Annotated in this window: 19 protein-coding genes; 11 read left to right on the top strand and 8 right to left on the bottom strand. The window is 71.5% G+C overall.

The features are described 5' to 3' along the window. The coding region (locus tag KGQ19_RS39335; RefSeq protein ID WP_212018976.1) for a permease prefix domain 1-containing protein at positions 1 to 1,164 on the top strand (1,164 nt) is incomplete at its 5' end. 27 nt (positions 1,165 to 1,191) lie between these two features. Here KGQ19_RS39335 and KGQ19_RS39330 read toward each other — a convergent pair. Next, positions 1,192 to 2,694 (bottom strand): MFS transporter, encoded by a 1,503-nt coding sequence (locus tag KGQ19_RS39330; protein ID WP_230420133.1) that lies wholly within the window; start codon positions 2,692 to 2,694, stop codon positions 1,192 to 1,194. 142 nt (positions 2,695 to 2,836) lie between these two features. On the opposite strand from KGQ19_RS39330, the gene KGQ19_RS39325 reads away from it, so the two are divergent. Continuing rightward, positions 2,837 to 3,340, top strand: a complete 504-nt coding sequence (locus tag KGQ19_RS39325) for a MarR family winged helix-turn-helix transcriptional regulator (RefSeq protein ID WP_212018974.1) — start codon at positions 2,837 to 2,839, stop codon at positions 3,338 to 3,340. Between the two features lie 572 nt (positions 3,341 to 3,912). On the opposite strand, the gene KGQ19_RS39320 is transcribed toward KGQ19_RS39325, so the two are convergent. The 4 genes from KGQ19_RS39320 to KGQ19_RS39305 all read right to left on the bottom strand — a co-directional run bounded on the left by KGQ19_RS39320 (position 3,913) and on the right by KGQ19_RS39305 (position 6,394). Next, positions 3,913 to 4,737 carry an alpha/beta fold hydrolase gene (locus KGQ19_RS39320; protein WP_212018971.1) on the bottom strand — a complete coding sequence of 275 codons (825 nt, stop codon included), beginning with the start codon at positions 4,735 to 4,737 and terminating at the stop codon, positions 3,913 to 3,915. Beyond that, positions 4,734 to 5,066, bottom strand: a complete 333-nt coding sequence (locus KGQ19_RS39315) for a DUF2516 family protein (RefSeq protein WP_212018969.1) — start codon at positions 5,064 to 5,066, stop codon at positions 4,734 to 4,736. Before KGQ19_RS39315 ends, KGQ19_RS39320 begins: the two co-directional genes overlap by 4 nt. A gap of 132 nt (positions 5,067 to 5,198) precedes the next feature. Then, positions 5,199 to 5,900 carry a hypothetical protein gene (locus KGQ19_RS39310; protein ID WP_212018967.1) on the bottom strand — a complete coding sequence of 234 codons (702 nt, stop codon included), beginning with the start codon at positions 5,898 to 5,900 and terminating at the stop codon, positions 5,199 to 5,201. 17 nt (positions 5,901 to 5,917) lie between these two features. Then, on the bottom strand, positions 5,918 to 6,394 hold the full coding sequence (locus KGQ19_RS39305) for a helix-turn-helix domain-containing protein (RefSeq protein ID WP_368862230.1): 477 nt from the start codon (positions 6,392 to 6,394) through the stop codon (positions 5,918 to 5,920). A gap of 670 nt (positions 6,395 to 7,064) precedes the next feature. Between KGQ19_RS39305 and mshA the strand changes: the two genes are divergently transcribed. The 3 genes from mshA (at position 7,065) to KGQ19_RS39290 (ending at position 9,726) form a co-directional block, all read left to right on the top strand. Continuing rightward, positions 7,065 to 8,348: a D-inositol-3-phosphate glycosyltransferase gene (gene mshA / locus KGQ19_RS39300; RefSeq protein WP_212018965.1), complete on the top strand. Its 1,284-nt coding sequence runs from the start codon at positions 7,065 to 7,067 to the stop codon at positions 8,346 to 8,348. 64 nt (positions 8,349 to 8,412) lie between these two features. Next, positions 8,413 to 8,961, top strand: coding sequence for a type III secretion system chaperone family protein (locus KGQ19_RS39295; protein WP_212018963.1), 549 nt, complete (start codon positions 8,413 to 8,415; stop codon positions 8,959 to 8,961). A gap of 9 nt (positions 8,962 to 8,970) precedes the next feature. Then, complete coding sequence (locus KGQ19_RS39290; protein WP_212018961.1) at positions 8,971 to 9,726, top strand: phosphoglyceromutase; 756 nt, start codon at positions 8,971 to 8,973, stop codon at positions 9,724 to 9,726. Positions 9,727 to 9,745: 19 nt separating this feature from the next. Here the strand turns inward: KGQ19_RS39290 and KGQ19_RS39285 are convergent, their stop codons facing one another. Beyond that, on the bottom strand, positions 9,746 to 10,333 hold the full coding sequence (locus KGQ19_RS39285; protein WP_212018959.1) for a P-loop nucleotide/nucleoside kinase family protein: 588 nt from the start codon (positions 10,331 to 10,333) through the stop codon (positions 9,746 to 9,748). A gap of 187 nt (positions 10,334 to 10,520) precedes the next feature. On the opposite strand from KGQ19_RS39285, the gene KGQ19_RS39280 reads away from it, so the two are divergent. The 3 genes from KGQ19_RS39280 to KGQ19_RS39270 all read left to right on the top strand — a co-directional run bounded on the left by KGQ19_RS39280 (position 10,521) and on the right by KGQ19_RS39270 (position 14,305). After that, a complete protein-coding gene (locus tag KGQ19_RS39280) occupies positions 10,521 to 12,452 on the top strand; it encodes a GTP-binding protein (RefSeq protein ID WP_212018957.1) in 1,932 nt (643 codons plus the stop codon). 67 nt (positions 12,453 to 12,519) lie between these two features. Beyond that, positions 12,520 to 13,053: a SigE family RNA polymerase sigma factor gene (locus tag KGQ19_RS39275; RefSeq protein ID WP_212018955.1), complete on the top strand. Its 534-nt coding sequence runs from the start codon at positions 12,520 to 12,522 to the stop codon at positions 13,051 to 13,053. A gap of 7 nt (positions 13,054 to 13,060) precedes the next feature. Beyond that, complete coding sequence (locus KGQ19_RS39270; RefSeq protein WP_212018953.1) at positions 13,061 to 14,305, top strand: hypothetical protein; 1,245 nt, start codon at positions 13,061 to 13,063, stop codon at positions 14,303 to 14,305. 133 nt (positions 14,306 to 14,438) lie between these two features. Here the strand turns inward: KGQ19_RS39270 and phoU are convergent, their stop codons facing one another. After that, positions 14,439 to 15,092: a phosphate signaling complex protein PhoU gene (gene phoU / locus KGQ19_RS39265; protein ID WP_212018951.1), complete on the bottom strand. Its 654-nt coding sequence runs from the start codon at positions 15,090 to 15,092 to the stop codon at positions 14,439 to 14,441. Between the two features lie 193 nt (positions 15,093 to 15,285). Between phoU and KGQ19_RS39260 the strand changes: the two genes are divergently transcribed. From KGQ19_RS39260 to KGQ19_RS39250, 3 genes are all read left to right on the top strand, one after another. Next, a complete protein-coding gene (locus KGQ19_RS39260) occupies positions 15,286 to 16,437 on the top strand; it encodes a sensor histidine kinase (protein WP_307856643.1) in 1,152 nt (383 codons plus the stop codon). Between the two features lie 46 nt (positions 16,438 to 16,483). Next, on the top strand, positions 16,484 to 17,164 hold the full coding sequence (locus KGQ19_RS39255; protein WP_194899711.1) for a response regulator: 681 nt from the start codon (positions 16,484 to 16,486) through the stop codon (positions 17,162 to 17,164). A gap of 140 nt (positions 17,165 to 17,304) precedes the next feature. Then, the gene (locus KGQ19_RS39250; RefSeq protein ID WP_212018949.1) at positions 17,305 to 17,643 is read left to right on the top strand and encodes a hypothetical protein; all 339 of its coding nucleotides are present in this window, start codon (positions 17,305 to 17,307) and stop codon (positions 17,641 to 17,643) included. Positions 17,644 to 17,952: 309 nt separating this feature from the next. On the opposite strand, the gene KGQ19_RS39245 is transcribed toward KGQ19_RS39250, so the two are convergent. Then, positions 17,953 to 18,148, bottom strand: a 196-nt coding sequence (locus KGQ19_RS39245; RefSeq protein WP_212018947.1) for a hypothetical protein, incomplete at its 5' end; no start/stop codon positions are given.

The raw sequence follows: 18,148 nt of genomic DNA, 5'->3' as shown, positions 1-18,148 counted from the left end.
AGTCGGGGCAGTCGGGGCGGTGGGCGCGTGAGGCCCGGGCTGCGGCGGCTCGGTGCCGCGCGACGGGTCGGCGGCGCGCAGCAGGCCGATGACGTGCAGCAGGCTGATGCCTTGCGACAGGCCGATGCCGTGCGACAGGCCGGCGGCACGACGCCGTACCGCTCCATCGAGGCCTACGCCGACGACCTGGCCTGGCGACTCCGGGTCGGCCTGCGAGGCCGCCGGCGCATCGTCAGCGAGGTCTCGGCACACCTGGCCGATCTGGTCGCCGAGGAGGAGGCGGCCGGGCAGACGCCGCAGGCCGCGGCCCGGCGGGCGACCGCGCGTTTCGGCGCCCCGGAAGAGCTGGCCGCCGAGTTCAACCGCGACTGCGCCCTGCACAGCGCGCGGATCGCCGCCTGGGCCCTCGTGGCCTGTGTGATCGCCTCGGTCGGCGCCGCGGGGTTGGCGTTGCGGGGCGGCGCGCCCGCGGCGCCGTGGCCGAATCAGGCTGTTTACTACGCGGTCCCGGCGCTGTTGGCCCAGGTGGCGGCGATGTGCGCGGGCACGGCCTTCCTGCTCGCGGTGATCGCCCCCTGGCTGCTCGGCCGGACCCCGCGGACCCTGGCGACGGTGGTGCGGGCCCAGGCCGTCGCGGTCCTGGCCCTGGCGCCGATCGCCGTGGTCTCGGCCGGGAACATCGCCCACGCGGGCTGGACCGAGGGGGCGATGTCGGCGCTGGTGGCGCTCGCGGTGCCGGTCGCGATGGTCTTCAGCGTCCGCGCCCGGCTGCGGGCCGGCACGGTCGTCGGCGGCGCCTCGACGCTCGACGTGATCGTCGACTGCTGTGCTGCGCTGGCCGAGCGCTGGACGTGGAGTGCTCAGCTGTACGGCTTGGTGACTGGCACGTGGGCCGTGGCGGTCGAGCGGATGCCGCGCCTGATGAGCTGGCTGGAGATGCGGCGGCATCCGTGGCGTTCGGCGGTCACGATCTCGGCGGCGGCCGGCGTCGTGTTGAAGCTGCCCGACTTGGTGTTCAAGGCTGATGTCGATCTGCCCGCCGCTGCGGTCGAGGCGCTGGCGGCGTTCCTGGGGTACTGCGTGTTCAGTGCTCTGCTCGGACTGCGTACGCGCGAGCCCTCCGACGCGGTCGGCGTCGAAGGGCTCGCGGTCGGGCAGGCCTGAGCGGTCAGGCGGCACGCGGTTCGGCAGTCAGGCGGTCGGCGCGAGGTCGAGGCCTGAGGTGGTCTGGCGCGGCGCCTCGGCGGTGTCGGCGTCGCCCGCCGCCTCCGGGGCGTCGGACCCGGACCCGACGCCCCGCAGCCCGAACACCGCCACCAGCAGCGCCGCGACCAGCAGCGCGACCCCGATCGCGAACGCCACGTGGTAGCCGCTGCTCAGGGCGTCCGCCGGGTCGTGGCCGGCCCGCAGCAGGTGCGCCGTCCGGCCGGCGGCCAGGGTGGACAGCACCGCCGCGCCGAAGGCCGCGCCGATCTGCTGCGTGGTGTTGAAGAGCCCGGACACCACCCCGGCGTCCTGCTCCCGGGCCCCGGACATGCCCAGCCCGGCCGCCGCGGGCATGGCCAGACCGCCGCCGGCGATCAGCACCATGGTCGGCAGCAGGTCGGGAACGTAGTGCGCGTGCGTCGGCATCCGGAGCAGCAGGGCCAGCGCGCCGATCAGCAGCACCAGGCCCGCGACCAGGACCGTGCGGGCGCCGAACCGCGCGATCAGCCGCGCTGACACGCCGAGCGCCACCGCCCCGATCGCGACCGCCGCGGGCAGCATGGCCAGGCCGGTCCTGGTGGCGTCGTAGCCGAGCACCTTCTGCATGTCCAAGGCCACCACGATCTGGAAGGCGAACATCGCGGCGATCATCAGCAGCTGCACCGCGTTGCCGCCGGCCACGCCGCGTGAGCGCAGGATCCGCAGCGGCATGAGCGGGGCGGCGGCGGTGGCCTGGCGGCCGAAGAAGCCGGCGATCAGCAGGGCGGACAGCGTGCCGAGGCCCAGGGTGCGGGCCGAGGTCCAGCCGGCCGTCGCGGTGCCGACCACGGTGTAGATCGCGAGCATCAGGCCGCCGGTGACCAGCAGCGCGCCGAGCACGTCCACCCCGGAGCGCAGTCCGGCGCCGCGGTCGGCGGGGATCGCCTTCACCGCGGCGGCCAGCGTCGCCAGGCCGATCGGGATGTTGATCATGAAGATCCAGTGCCAGCTCAGCGCGTCGGTCAGGACGCCGCCGAGCACCTGGCCGATCGAGGCGCCGGCCGCCCCGGTGAACGCGAACACGCCCAGCGCCTTGGCCCGCTCACGCGGTTCGGTGAACAGCGTGACCAGGATGCCCAGGCTCACCGCGGACGACGCCGCGCCGCCGACCCCCTGCCCGAACCGGGCCGCGACCAGCATCGCCGGCGAGGTCGCGGCCCCGGCCACCGCCGAGGCCGCCACGAACAACGCCATGCCGGCCAGGAACACCCGCTTGCGGCCGAGCAGGTCGCCGAGCCGTCCGGCGAGCAGCAGCAGACCGCCGAAGGCCAGTTGGTAGCTGTTCACCACCCAGCTCAGGCCGGCCGAGGAGAAGCCCAGGTGGGACTGGATGGACGGCATCGCGACGGTGACGATGCTGCCGTCCAGCACCGCCATCAGGGCGCTGGTGGCGATCACGGCCAGCGCCAGGCGCCGCGAGGCGCCGGCGGGACGGGATGCGAAGGACATGATCACTCCTGGGGAGCTCAGTGACGAGGAAGGTGCGCTGGGGCCCGGCGCCGACAGGACTGACCGTAGCGGATAGTTTTGAAGTAGACAATCCTTCTCGGGAAGATCTACTTGGAGAGCTATGCCGCGCTAGACTGTGGATATGACCTCCCTGGCCCCCGCCCGCACCGCCGGCACCGCGGAGCGCACGGCGCCCGACCTGTCGTACCTGCTCGACCACACCTCCCACGTCCTGCGCACCAAGATGGCCGCGGCGCTGGCCGAGGTCGGCATGACCGCGCGCATGCACTGCGTGCTGGTCAAGGCGCTGGAGGAGGAACGCACCCAGATCCAGATCGCCGAGCTCGGCGACATGGACAAGACCACGATGGTGGTGACGGTCGACGCCCTGGAGAAGGCGGGCCTGGCCGAGCGCCGGCCCTCGGCGGGCGACCGCCGGGCCCGCGTCATCGCGGTCACCGACGCCGGCGCCGAGATGGCCGAGCGCACCCAGGCGATCGTGGACCGGGTCCACGCAGAGGCGATCGGCTCGCTGCCGGAGGAGATGCGCCCGGTGCTGTTGGCGGCGCTGGAGCTGCTCACCACCGGCCATCTGGCCACGCCCGAGGAGAGCCCGGCCGGGGCGCGGCGGGCGCGGCAGGCGTGAGCGGGTTCTGATGTGAGCGTGCTCTGATGTGAGCGTGCTCTGATGTGAGCAGGTTCTGGTGTGAGCAAGTCCTGGTTCTGAGAAGAGGCGCGTCGCGGCGGGAGCAGTCCCAGGCCGGCTCGCGCCGCGGCGCGCGGTGCCAATCAGAGCACGTGCCCGTTAAGCGCGCTTTAAAGCCAGCCGCTATGCGCTCGTCTGCTGGGGTGTCCGGAAAAGCCGAACCGCCCGCCGGCGTGGCCGCTGCTCAGGGAGGAGGGCTGAGCGGCCTCACCGGACGGGCGGTCCGGGTCCTGCATCTTGCATCCCACACACCAGACGCCGCGTGAGCGGCGCCCCCACCGGTCCACATTCCCAGGGGTCCTGCGAGTTGACCCGACGCCCCGGTCCCAAGGGACCGGGGCCCGGCGTGGCCGTCTCGTCAGCAGCCACACCGTCCGGGAGTCGGGCTCTCCCGGGTTTTTCGGGGGTGAGATAACTATGACCCGCGCGCCCCAGGGATTCGCTGAGACCGCTGTGAGAAAACCCTGAGAAAAGAAATCGCAGGTCGAGGCCGGTGTGTTACCGAACGTATATCATCGCAAAAGGTTCCCGATCGAGCCCAGGAATTCGGTGGTGAGGGCCCTGAGTTCGGCGCGGTGGCCCCACAGTGCGCCGGCGGCGTCGAAGACCTCCAGCCGGGCCGTGGGCAGGGCCCGCGCCACCCGGCGCGCGGTCTGGACCGGATGCGCCGGATCGCCCTCCTGGGCGATCACGAGGACCGGGACCGTGACGGCGCGCAGCCGCTCCAGGCCCTCCGGATCCAGCGGCACGGCCGTCGCGAGCGGGAGCCAGCGTCCCGGGTCGCGGTCCTCGGCGACCAGTTCCTCAGCCCGGCGCTCGGCCCAGTCGCGGGCGATCGGCGAGTCGCGGACCGCGAGCGGCTGGGTGCGCAGGAGGGCGTCGGCGACGCCGGGGACGTCCGCGGCTGCCAGTCGGGAGGCGAGATCGCGGTGCGGGGCGACGGCTTCGGGGCGGCGCGGGACGTCGGCGACGGCCGGCAGGTACAGCACCACCCGCTCGAAGCGGTCAGGCGTGCGGCTCAGCACGCGGAGCAGGGTGGCCGCGCCGAGCGAGACGCCGAAGGCCGCGGTGGCGTGCTCGTGATCGGCGACGGCCAGGGCGGCCGCGGCCAGGGTGTCGTAGCCGAGCGGGTCCGGGCCGGTGGAGGCGCCGTGGCCGGGCAGATGCGCGAAGACCTTGCGGCCGGGCACGCCGGAGGCCAGCGGCCGGGTGTCCTCGATGGAGCCGGCCAGGCCGTGCAGGAACACTGTGGTGGGCGGGCCGGCGGTGCCGGCCAGGGCGTACTCGACGGTCCCCCCGCCGGCCGGGCCGGCGTAGGGCAGCGTCTGGGTCCTCACCAGCCGCCGTACGGGCCCTGGTTGCTACCGCTGCCGCTCTTGCGCTTGGGGCCGGCGACTTGCTTCAGCGCCGGGCGGACGTCCACCCAGTAGACCATCGCGACCACCACGCCGACGATGGTGAACAGCAGGCCCAGCAGCAGGTTCGCGGCGATCGCCACGGTGAGGATGATCAGCCAGCCGGGCTTGGTGAGCTTGCCGGCGGCGCGGTAGGCGTCCTCGCGCCGCAGGGCGGCGTCGACCAGGACGACGACCTGCCCGACCAGAACGGCCAGGGAGATGATGGCGAGGAAGCTGGTCAGGCCGTCGCGCAGTGCGGAGCCGATCATTCCGTCGTCCTCCTTCTACGGTTGGGTCCAGGGTGCCTGCCGGTCGCTACGTTCAACGTACGCGACCGGCGGGCTCGTTCCCAGTCTCCTCGCGATCTACCAACGATCGCGGCCTACTGGCGGTCGCCGTGCTCAGGCGTCGCCGGTCTTCTTGGCGGCGCTGCCGTTGGCGGTGCGGCGGGGCGTGGCCTTCTTGGCGGTGCCGGAGCTGCTGCCGCCGGTCGCCTTGGCCTTGGCCTGCGGCTGCTCGGCGGCGGCCTTGGGGGCGGCGGCCTCGGACTTGGCCGACGCGGCGGGCTTGCCGGCCGGCGCGGCCGCGGTCTTCGGCTCCTCGTCCTCGATCACCACGACCGACTCGACCCGCACCGCCTCGGCGCCCCGGGTCTCCTGCACCGCGACCACCTCGACCTCGGTGGCCCGGCCGGCCAGCACCCGGTCCACGACGGTCTTGCCGCGCTCGGAGTAGCCGTCGTAGGTCTCCACGGCCTTGCCCGCGATCTCCAGCGCCCGGCCCACCTGCATCAGCAGCAGGGTCTGGGCCTTCTCCCGGGCGGCGCGCAGGTCCGGCTCGGAGATCTTCTCGCGCAGCGCCTTGGCGTCGTCCTGGAACTGGCCCAGCGCGATCTTCGACTGCACGCTCTCGGCCACCCCGGCGACCTTGCCGGCCACGGAGGTCGCCACCTCGCCGGCCTTCGTCCCGGCCTCGGTCAGCAGCGCCGGCGCGTCCTTGAGCGCGGCCACCGCGGCGTCACCGACACCGGCGGCGAAGTAGAAGGGCTTGGGGTTGGTGACGCTGGTCGTCACGGTCTTGCGGGCACTGTCCACCAGGTTCATGAGGGCTCCTTCTCGATTCACTGCTCGGTGGGCCCGGCCACCGCCGAGCCACGGATCTCACGGTTGTCTTCGTCTTCGATGTCTTCGATGCCGTCGATGTCTTCGTCGTTCTTGGCATCCCGCGCCGCCACATCCCGAGCGCTCTCCAACCGGAACGCCTCATAGATGTCGAGCAGCGCACGCTTCTGCCGCGCACTGAGCCACGGGTCGTCCGCGACAGCGGCCCGCACCTTCTCGGTCGCCGCGTCTGGATCGACGTCGGCGCCTCCGTCCAACAGCCCGGCCCGCACATACAGCGTCTCGGCCGAGATCCGCAGCGCCTTCGCAAGCTGCTGCAAGATCTCCGCACTGGGCTTGCGCAACCCCCGCTCGATCTGGCTGAGGTAGGGATTCGACACCCCCGCGGCCTGCGCCAGCTGCCGCACTGAGTACTGCGCGCTGCGGCGCTGCTCGCGGATGTACTCGCCGAGCGGCCCGATCGGGAGGGCTCCCAGGGGATTGTGGGGCATGCGTTCAGCGTGGCACGCGAGTGCTTGCAATTGCAAGCGGATGCTTGCTGGTGTGATGCGGGGCACGTGCGCGATGTCTGACGGCAGCTTTCCGGTGGCGCGCGCCTCGACACCGCTGTCGGGATGGGCCTGCGAGGGGCCCGATATAAAGACATCGATGCGCGCCACCTCCGCGCCATACGCTCGCAAATAGGCCCGTGACCTTGGGGAAGGCGCTGACCTTCGAGTATCTACTACGACGCGTAGTCAATTTTCTTATGTGGTTTTGACATCGGACATGCCACTCTGAGAGCCCTCCGAGGGAGCCCGACCCTCGGCGGTGTGCGAGTGCAGACCCGCGCGCCTGCCCGGCCCCGTGTCGTTCGCGTCCCCGCGTGGACGGCTGCACGGGGCCGGGTCCTTTTGTGCCGCGGATACCGGGTTCTGAGCGCGCGTCCGCCCCGCGTCTCACCGATCAGTCACCGGCACGGCGATCCGGGCAATGCACCGTAAAGTCATCGGATGATCGGACCGATACCCGGTCCGGTCGGTGGCCGGCCGGTGCCGTCCGGTGCCGGTCCCGGGCTTGCCGGGAATGCGCCGCCGAGGTCCCGCCGTTGCATCGTTGTCGGCCACACAGCCGTGCCCGGATTCCCGACGTAGGAGGTAAAACGCCTTGGAATCGCTGCCCAGGCGTGTGGCGCTGCTGTCCGTGCACACTTCCCCGCTGCACCAGCCGGGTACCGGCGACGCCGGCGGCATGAACGTCTACATAGTGGAGCTCTCGCGGCGGCTCGCCGACCTCGGCATCGAGGTGGAGATCTTCACGCGGGCCACCACCGGCGCGCTGCCCCCGGCCGTCGACCTCGCCCCCGGCGTCCTGGTGAGACACGTCACGGCCGGTCCCTACGAGGGCCTGTCCAAGGAGGACCTGCCGGGCCAGCTGTGCGCCTTCACCTCCGGCGTGCTGCGCACCGAGGCCATGCACGAGCCCGGCTACTACGACCTGATCCACTCCCACTACTGGCTCTCCGGCCAGGTGGGCTGGCTGGCCAAGGAGCGCTGGGGCGTCCCGCTGATCCACTCCATGCACACCCTGGGCAAGGTGAAGAACGCCGCCCTGGCGCTCGGCGACGACCCGGAGCCCACGGCCCGGCTGGTCGGCGAGGACCAGGTGGTGGACGCCGCCGACCGGCTCATCGCCAACACCGACCAGGAGGCCTCGGAGCTGGTGCGGCTGTACGACGCCGACCCGGACCGGGTGTCGACCGTGAACCCCGGTGTGGACCTGGACCGCTTCCGTCCGGGGGACAAGGCGGCGGCCCGGGAGTCGGTGGGGCTGCCGGCGGACGCCTCGGTGCTGGTCTTCGTCGGCCGGATCCAGCCGCTGAAGGCCCCGGACGTATTGCTGCGGGCCGCCGCCGAGCTGATCGCGCGGTCCCCGGAGCGCCGGGACAAGCTGGTGGTCGCCGTGGTCGGCGGGCCCAGCGGATCGGGGCTGGCCGAGCCCACGCACCTGCACCGGCTGGCGCGCCGGCTGGGGATCGCGGACGTGGTGCGGTTCGTGAAGCCGGTGGACCAGACCCGGCTGGCCGACTGGTACCGGGCCGCGGACATCGCCGTCGTGCCGTCCTACAGCGAATCCTTCGGCCTGGTCGCCATAGAGGCGCAGGCCTGCGGCACGCCGGTGGTGGCCGCGCGGGTCGGCGGCCTGGCCACGGCCGTGGCCGACGGCCGCTCCGGCATCCTGGTCACCGGCCATGACCCGGCGGACTACGCCACCGCGGTCGCCCGGCTGCTCGACGCGCCGCATCTGCTGGCCGACTACGGCGAGAACGCCGTCGAGCACGCGGCATGCTTCGGCTGGTCCGCGACTGCGGCTGCGACCGCCGACGTCTACAGCCGCTCTATAGAGGATCTGCGCGCGTTCCGGTACCGCGAGTTGTGCGCGGGCCAATAGTGCGCGGCAAGCAAGTGCGGGACCGATAGCGCGGGACCGGTAGCGCGGCAATAAGGTCGGACCCATGGGTGGTGATCGAGAAGGCATCAAGGCCGCCGCGCGTTCGGCGGTGCTGGACGCGCTGGCCGACGCCAGGGTGGAGTACGAGCGGCCCGAGGACGGCACGTTCGTCGTGAAGCTCCCCGGCGAGCACAAGCTGTGGACCACGTGCTCGCTGGTGGTCGGCGACCACACGCTGTCGCTCAACGCGTTCGTGGCCCGCCGGCCCGACGAGAACCACGAGGGCGTCTACCGCTGGCTGCTGGAGCGCAACACCCGGCTCGGCTCGCTGGCCTTCGCCCTGGACCGGCTCGGCGACGTGTATCTGGTCGGCCGGCTGCCGCTGGGCCTGATCACCCCGGAGGTCGTGGACCAGCTCCTCGGCGAGGCGGTAGCGGCCTCCGACTCCTCCTTCGACCAGCTCCTGGAGCTGGGCTTCGCCTCCGCGATCCGGCGCGAATGGGAGTGGCGGACGTCCCGCGGGGAGTCGCTGGCGAACCTCGCAGCCTTCCGCCATCTCATCGAGCGGACACCGGACACCCGGGACGAGAACGGGCCGGAAGCCCCGAAGTAGGCTGGCGCCATGACCGCCGAATCACGCCTGATCCTGCTCCGCCACGGCGAGAGCGAGTGGAACGCCAAGAACCTGTTCACCGGCTGGGTGGACGTCAATCTCAACGCCAAGGGCGAGGCCGAGGCCGTGCGCGGCGGCGAGCTGCTGCGCGAGCGCGACCTGCTGCCGGACGTGGTCCACACCTCGGTGCTGCGCCGCGCGATCCGCACCGCGAACATCGCGCTGGAGGCCGCCGACCGGCACTGGATCCCGGTGCGCCGCAGCTGGCGGCTGAACGAGCGGCACTACGGCGCGCTGCAGGGCAAGGACAAGGCCGCGACGCTGGCGGAGTTCGGCGAGGAGCAGTTCATGCTGTGGCGCCGGTCCTACGACGTCCCGCCGCCGCCGCTGGCCGTGGACGACAAGTACTCGCAGTACGAGGACCCGCGCTACGCCGGTCTGCCGACCGAACTGCGTCCGCAGACCGAGTGCCTGAAGGACGTCGTCGGCCGCATGCTGCCCTACTGGTACGACGCGATCGTCCCGGACCTGCGCGCGGGCAACACGGTACTGGTGGCCGCACACGGCAACTCACTGCGCGCGCTGGTGAAGCACCTGGACGGGATCTCGGACGAGGACATCGCTGCCCTGAACATCCCCACCGGCGTCCCGCTGCTCTACACGCTGGACGGCGACCTGCGGCCGACGAAGACCGGCGGGGAGTACCTGGACCCGAAGGCCGCGGCGGAGTCGATCGAGGCGGTCAAGAACCAGGGCAAGAAGTAGGTTTTCGGGGGTCCGAACCTCAAGCGGGCTCCGGCCGGGCGTGATCCGCCCGACCGGGGCCCGTTGCCTCGCCCTCGGGGAACGTGAGGGTCGGCCAGCGCAACGAGAGCCATTCGAGCCAACCGACGGAACCCTGCGGCGGGGCCGCGAAGCCGCCGGTGCCGGACAGCTCGGCCTCGTCGGGCTCCTCGAAGGCCGCGCGCCAGGCGTGGAGGTCGGCCTCGGTGATCGGGACCGTCGTCCACGGCTTGGTGGCCTGCCGGTGCGCGACTCGCTCAAGCTGGGTGGCGTGGTCGACCGGCAGGTAGACCAGGTGACTGACGGCCCCGGCGCCGGTTGCCAGCCAACGGATCGCGGTGCGCTCGTCGCGGCCCCAGAAACCGAAGTCGAGAACGACGTTCGTGCCGACGTGCAACGCGTCCCAGGCCAGCCTGATCAGCCGGGCCTCGACGATGTCGCGTCGGCCGTCCACGTCGCCGACGCCGAACAGGGGAAGCATCCACTCGTCGGGGCTCAGACGCAGGGCCCGGTGTTCGATCGCCAGTCGCCCGGCCCGGGTGCTCTTTCCGGCACCGGGCAGTCCGACCATCAGGAAGAGCTCGGGCATCCGCGGATTCTCGCATCCGTCGGCGGTCGCGTGCGCGCGAATAATCAGTTGCGCCACCGCCCGGCGGCTGCGAGTCTGCGGCGGTAACGTCGGGACTGTTGTCGAACGAGGAAGGGCACGGGCATGCGCCGTCGCTTCGAAATCTCCGTTTCCCATTCGGATCGAGCTTTCGAGGACGCGACCCACCGTGCCCACTGTGAACATCGGAATCCTCGCGCATGTCGACGCGGGTAAGACCAGCCTGACCGAGCGCCTGCTCTTCGAGACCGGGAGCATCGGCCGGCTCGGGAGCGTGGACGCCGGGACCACGCAGACCGACCGTGGCGAGCTCGAGCGCCGCCGCGGCATCACCATCAAGACCGCGGTCGCCGCTTTCAGCGTCGGCGACCTGCGGGTCAACCTGATCGACACCCCCGGGCACTCCGACTTCGTCGCCGAAGTGGAGCGCGCGCTGGGGGTGCTGGACGGCGCCGTGCTGGTGCTGTCGGCGGTCGAGGGCGTGCAGGCGCACACTCGGCGGCTGATGAAGACGCTGCGCCGGCTGCGGGTGCCGACCCTGCTGTTCGTGAACAAGGTGGACCGGGTCGGCGCGCGGCAGGACGAGCTCCTCGCCGACGTGCGCCGGCTGCTCACGCCGGGCGCGATCGCCGTGAGCGAGGTCGAGGGCGTCGGTACGAAGGCGGCGCGCGTGCGGCCTTCGGATCTGGACCTGTCCGACGCCGAACGGCTGGCCGAGTATGACGAAACCGTGCTGGCCGCGCTCGTCGAGGACCGCCTGCCCGACGAGCGAGGACTGCGCGCTGCCCTGGCCCGCCAGACCGCCCTCGGCCGCGCGTATCCGGTGTATTTCGGCTCGGCGATCACCGGGGTCGGCGTCGCGGAACTGGTCGGCGGGGTGCGGGAACTGCTTCCGCACGCGGCCGGCGACGCGGACGCCGAAACCCGCGGGACCGTGTTCGCGATCGAGCGCGGCCGGGCCGGGGACAAGACCGCCTATGTGCGCCTGCGCGACGGCCTGCTGCGCACCCGGGACCGCACCGGGTTCGGGACCATCACCGGCCTGGAGGTCGTCGGGCTCCCCGGCGCCGCCGAGGCCCGGCCCGGCGATATCGCGAAGGTCAGGGGGCTGTCCGGGATCCGGGTCGGCGACCGGTTCGGCTCCGGGGAGGCCGCCGACACCGTCGGCGGCACTCCCAGCGACACCGCCGCCGACTTCGCCCGGCCGAGCCTGGAGACCGTGGTGCGGGCGGCGGACGGCGACCGGACGCGGCTGCACGCGGCCCTGATCGAGATGGCCGATCAGGACCCGCTGATCCGCACCCGCGCGTTGCCCGGCGGCGAGAGTTCGGTGCTGCTCTACGGCGAGGTCCAGAAGGAGGTCGTCGCGGCGACCCTGGCCGACGAATACGGCGTCGAGGCGCTCTTCGAGCCGAGCCGGACCGTCTACATCGAGCGGCCCGTAGGCGTCGGCGAGTACGGCGAGAACATGAACCACTTCCCGAGCACCAGGTTCCGTGCCACGCTCGGGTTCCGCGTCGCGCCGGGCGCGCCGGGCAGCGGCCGGGTGTTCCGCTACGAGACCGAACTCGGCGCGCTGCCGCCGGTCTACCACCGCGCGACCGAGGAGACCGTGCTGCGCACGCTGGAGCAGGGGCTCGACGGCTGGGCGGTGACGGACGTGGTGGTGACGATGGTGCACAGCGGGTTCTGCTCGGTGACCAGCGTCGCCGGCGACTTCCGGAAGCTGGCGCCGTTCGTGCTGATGCGGGCCCTGACGGAAGCCGGGACCGAGGTGTACGAACCCTGTCATGCTTTCGAGCTGGACGTCCCGGCCGACACTGGGCCCGCCGTGCTGTCGGCGCTGGTCGCGGCCGAAGCTGAGGTCGAGGTGTCGGCGGGCGGGTCGGAATCGTGGTCGCTGCACGGGAACCTGCCGGCCCGCACCGTCCAGGACGTCGAGAAGACACTGCCCGCCCTGACCCGAGGTGAGGCGGTATGGCTGTCGCAGGCGGCGGGGGAGCGGCCGGTGCGCAGCCGGCCCACCGCGCGCGAGCGGGCTGACGGGAACCCGGCCGACCTCGACGAGTACCTGCGCTACCTGGCGTTGGAGAAAATGTAGAGCTCCCAGTGAAGAAAGCACGGAGAACCCCTAGAACCCAACACCCGCCGACCCCGGTTGTATCTGCGTGAGATCTCTCAGGAAAGGCAACAACCCGGAACTCCAAGAGGAGTTCCGGGACTTCGTCACGGGAAGCCAGGGCCACCTGAGGCGTTCGGCCTACGTGCTGTGCGGTGACTGGCACCTTGCCGAGGACCTGGTCCAAACCGCGTACCAGCGGATGTTCCGGTCCTGGCACCGGGTGCGGGTGATGGATCTGCCCGACGCCTACGCCCGGCGCGTGGTCTACAACTGCTTTCTCGACAGCCGCAAGTGGCAGCGCGAAGCGGCGTCACTGGAGGGGCTGGTCGACCGGCCGGCCGTCGAGGGCGACGCCGCGGTCCGGCTGACCATCCTCGCCGCGCTGGCCGAGTTGGCCCCGCGCACGCGGGCGGTGGTGGCGCTGCGGTACTGGGAGGACCAGAGCGTCGAGCAGACCGCCGCCGCGCTCGGAATCAGCACCGGCACGGTGAAGAGCATGTCCGCCCGCGGGCTCGCGCAGCTGCGCGACCGGCTGGGCGACTTCGCGACCTTGCTTCCCGACTCCGTAGAAACCAGGTGAGGCGAATATGACACGAGATGATTCGGACCTCTTGGTCCACGACGTGATCGGCCGGCTCTTCGAGGAGCCTGAGCCCATGCACCGCACGGATCTGGCCGACGGCGCGATCGCGCAGGGGATGGCTGCGAGTCGGCGGCGCGGGTTCGCCGTGGCCGGGGCGACCCTGAGCGTGCTGGCGGTGGTCGCCGGGGCGGTGACGGTGGCCGGCGGGGTGCGCGGGTCGGGCAGCGGGGACTGGTCGCTCGGCACCGACAGCGGGAAGGTCTCGGGGGGGGCTTATGAGAGCGACGCGCCGACGTATGCGGATCGGCAGCGGGAGGTCGTCGAGCAGCTTCCGGGAGCGCTCCGTCCGCTGCTGCCCGCCGGGGTGACGATCCAGGACGTCCCCCGACCGGGCGCCATCATCGACATGCCGACCGGCGACTTCGAGCCCGAGTTCACGCTCCGTTGGCACGGAATCGACTGCTATTTGCAGCTGGACCCCAGCGGCAGGAACGCCACCGACGTGCTTGACAAAGCCGGGGCGAAGCCGGTCGCCGTGGCCGGCGGTTCGATCCGGACGGCGCCGGGGCACGGCATGACCTGGTACGAGTACGCCCCGTCAGACTTGGCCGCGCCGAAGATCTACTTCATGATCTACAGCTCCGTCCAGGGTACGGCCGGCCCCATCGACGCCGCGGCCTTCCAGCAGATGGTGCAGGCACCCGGATTCGCCAAGGTCCGGCAGCTTCTGGACCCATCGGTCCCGGCCTCGGCCGCGGCGGTCCGCGAGCGGTACGCCATCGAAGCGAAGATCAACGCCGAGGCGGCCAAGGTCCTGCCGCCGGGATTCCGGTTGAAGCTCAACCCGGGAACACCCCTGGGGTTCGAACTCGTCGGTCCCAACGGGGTCAACACCTTCCAGTGGTACGCCATCCCGGACGACACCCGGGCGGTCGACTGCCCGGTCGGCTCCTTGTGCTACCGGGCACCAGGGGCGAACGGCAAGGTCACCCAGGCGCACCCGGACGGCAAGGGCCGGTTCGGGACGTATCTGTACGGGGCCGGAACGGCGCCCGACCCTTTGTTCAGCCTTGAGGTCGGCGGCGTCCCGAAGGCCGGCGATACGACGGGGGGAGTCGAGCCCGGCAAGCCCGTGGAGACTGCCCCGCAGGGCCCCGGCCTGACCCCGCAGCAGGCGATGGCGATCGTCAGGGCGCCGGGCCTGGCGAAGGTGATCACGGACGTACAGAAGCTGGTCGCGCTGAGCTGAGCTCCTGACCGGAGGAACGCGAGGAACGTGAGGATCCGGCCGGCTGTCCGCGAGGGGGACAGGCGGCCGGATCCGTTGGTTCTGGTGGTTCAGGTGGTTGAGGCAGTGCTGGCGGTGCGGGCGGTTCCGGCGCTCAGGCCGCCGCCTCCGGGTGCTCCCCGGTCACCAGGAACACCAGCCGCTTGGCCACCGACACCGCGTGGTCCGCGAACCGCTCGTAGTAGCGCCCGCACAGCGTGACGTCCACCGCGGTCTCGATGCCGTGCTTCCACTTGTCGTCCATCAGCGATTTGAACAGGCTGCGGTGCAGGCGGTCCATCTCGTCGTCCTCGGCCTCCAGGGCCAGGGCGGCCTCGACGTCGCGCGCGGCGATGATCGAGCCGACCTTGGAGACCAGCTCGGAGGCGATGTCGCCCATCTCCACGATGGTGCCGCGGATCTCCGGCGGTATCGCCGACTGCGGGTAGCGGCGCCGGGCCACCTTGGCCACGTGCCGGGCCAGGTCGCCCATCCGCTCCAGGTCGGCGCTCATCCGCAGCGAGGTGATGATGGTGCGCAGGTCGCCGGCCACCGGCTGCTGCCGGGCCAGCAGGTCGAAGCTGTTGTCGTCCAGAGTGTGCTGCAGTTCGTCGACCTTGTCGTCGGCGGCGATCACCGACTCGGCGAGCGTCAGGTCGGCGTCCAGCAGCGCGGTGGTGGCGCGGGCCATGGCCGAGCCGACCAGCCGCGTCATCTCGACCAGCGTCTCGCTGATCGAGTCGAGTTCCTCGTGGAAGGCGTCGCGCATGGGGTTCCCGCTCCTGTCGTCGCATGTGCTTTCTGTACTGTGCGGACGCCGACCACTCTTCCCCGTCCAGGCATCCCGAGACAATGTCGGCGGTGAATCAATGGGGACCTGGAAGTGAACTCTTGGCCACACAAGTACGGCGGAATGATCCGTGGGAGTGTTCACGGGGCAAACCGCCCTTACTGTTGGCTCTGTGAACGTCAATGCCGCGACCGCCGGGCTGGCCGCGCTGATCGGCCTGGGTACCGGGGTCAGCGGGGCGTTGGCTTTCCGGTTCAGTGAAAGGGAACGTGTGGGCTCGCCCGAACCGCCGAACGACGATCCGGTCCCCTCGGGGGTGGCCGGGGTCCTGCAGGTGCTGCGCAGCTCAGCCGTGGTGCTGGACGCCAGCGACGCCGTGGTCAAGGCCTCCCCGGCGGCGTACGCCATGGGACTGGTCAAATCCCGCAGTCTGACCTCGCCGGAACTGCTGGACCTGGCCCGGCAGGTGCGCCGGGACGGCGAGATACGCCAGGTCGAGATGGACCTCCCGCACGGCTCCACCGCCGTGCTGCACTCCACCGTCCGGATCGCCCCGCTGGGCGCGACGCTGGTGCTGGTGCTGGTCGAGGACCGGACCGAGGCCCGGCGGGTGGACGAGGTGCGCCGCGACTTCGTGGCCAACGTCTCGCACGAGCTCAAGACCCCGGTCGGGGCGCTGTCGCTGCTGGCCGAGGCCGTGCAGTCGGCCTCCGACGACCCCGAGGCCGTGCGCCGGTTCGCGGCCCGGATGCAGCAGGAGGCGCACCGCCTGACCTCGCTGATCCAGGACCTGATCGACCTGTCCCGGGTCCAGATCGACGCCCCGCTGGCCGCCTCGGCGCAGCTGGTGCACGTGGCCGAGGTGGTGGCCGAGGCCCTGGACCGCAGCTACGAGACCGCCGCCGCGCGCCGGATCGAGCTGGTCGCGGACGCCGAGGACGACGTCGCGGTGCGCGGGGACCGGACCCAGCTGTCCGCGGCCCTGGGCAACCTGGTGGAGAACGCGGTCAACTACTCGCCGGACGACACGCGCGTGGCGGTGACCGTCAAGCACAACGGCGACGTGGTCGAGATCTCCGTCACCGACCAGGGCATCGGGATACCGGAACGGGACCTGGAGCGGATCTTCGAGCGGTTCTACCGCGTCGATCCGGCGCGCTCGCGCGCCACCGGAGGCACGGGCCTGGGCCTGTCGATCGTCAAGCACATCGCGGCCACGCACGGCGGGGAGGTGACGGTGTGGTCCTCCGAGGGGAACGGCTCCACCTTCACCTTGAAGCTCCCCGTCAGTGTGCAGGAACGCGATCTGGCACCGGCCGGATGAGGCCCTGCGTGAACAACCAAGCCATATCAAGTGGGAGGACCCCGAAGTGACCCGTGTACTCGTGGTCGAGGACGAGGACTCGATCAGCGACCCCCTGTCCTACATGCTGCGCAACGAGGGCTTCGAGGTGGCGGTGGCCGACTCGGGACCTGCCGCGCTGGAGGAGTTCGACCGGCACGGCGCCGACCTGGTGCTGCTGGACCTGATGCTGCCGGGGCTGCCCGGCACCGAGGTCTGCCGGCAGATCCGGGCCAAGTCCAACGTCCCGGTGATCATGCTGACCGCCAAGGACAGCGAGATCGACAAGGTGGTCGGCCTGGAACTGGGCGCCGACGACTACGTCACCAAGCCCTTCTCGGCCCGTGAGCTGGTGGCCCGCATCCGCGCCGTGCTGCGCCGCCAGGCCGCCAGCGACGAGCCGGACGGCGGCGCCCTGGAGGCCGGCCCGGTCCGGATGGACGTGGACCGGCACAAGGTGACGGTCGACGGCCGCCCGGTGGAACTGCCGCTTAAGGAGTTCGAGCTGCTGGAGATGCTGCTGCGCAACTCCGGCCGGGTGCTGACCCGGATGCAGCTGATCGACCGGGTGTGGGGCGCGGACTACGTCGGCGACACCAAGACGCTGGACGTGCACGTCAAGCGGCTGCGGGCGAAGATCGAGCCGGACCCCGGCACGCCGGTGCACCTGGTGACGGTGCGGGGGCTGGGGTACAAGTTCGAGGGGTGAGCGGGCGCCGGCCTCGGGGGTCGGCGTGTGTGGGGAGGGGCTTCGGTTTCGTGCCGGGGCCCCTTTTCTGTTTCTGCTTCAGCGGCCCTCGGCTATCGGTGGACCGCTGCTTCAGCGGATCCCTATTTCACCGGGTCGACATGGACGGCGGCGGCGTCGAGGGCACCGTGCTGGACCGCGAGCCCATCACCGGCCCGGTGGGCGTGACGCTGGTGTGCGGCGGGGGCGGCGGCGCGGACGTGGTCGGCTTCGGCGCGGTCGTCGGCTGCGGGTGGCTGGGCGGCGGCGCCACCGGGGCCTTCGAGGTCGAGGACCGGGCCGGGGAGGAGGGCTGCGAGTCGTTGATGGCCCCGCCGCTCGGCCGATCGCCGGGCGAGGTCGTATCCTGCGCCATCGGCGCGCCGCTGGGACGGTCGGAGTCGCCGGTGCTCGCGCTCGTGGAGACGACGGCGCTGTTCGCCAGGTGCCCGGGCGGCTGACTGACGGTGCTGCTGCAGGCGGCGCAGACCAGGGCCGCCACGACTGCGGTGGCGGCGGCCCTGGCCGGTGCTACGGTCCCCCGGATCGGCATGGATGCCACTGTAGCCAAGTGAACAGACATCCGGGAGGACTCGGTTTCTCGTGCACGCTGGGTGCGGCGCGACTGTTCCACCGTATCGGTCCGCGGCGGCTTTTCGCTTGATAACAGGTGAAAATCAGGGGTTCTTCACTCGAAAGTAGGTTGTGCCCTGATGTAAGGCCGCGACGATCCCACCGGTCGCCACACATACAGGGACCGGGGCGGCGGCTCAGGGCTCCCGCCGGAAGAAGTCCCGCAACGCCGCGCCGACGCAGACCACGATGATCAGCACCCCGATGACGACCGCGGCCACCGCCGCGCCGCCGCGCATCGAGAACTCGCGCGGCAGGGCGGTGACGAAGGCGCCGGCCAGCGTGCCGACCATGGCCAGGGCGAGGTTGAAGGGGGTGCGGCCGGTGATGGGG

Origin of the sequence: Catenulispora pinistramenti (assembly GCF_018274385.1) — a bacterium.
GTDB classification, from domain to species: Bacteria; Actinomycetota; Actinomycetes; order Streptomycetales; family Catenulisporaceae; genus Catenulispora; species Catenulispora pinistramenti.
Note: the sequence above shows the minus strand (reverse complement) of the source record. Positions and strands in the feature narration are given on the sequence as shown.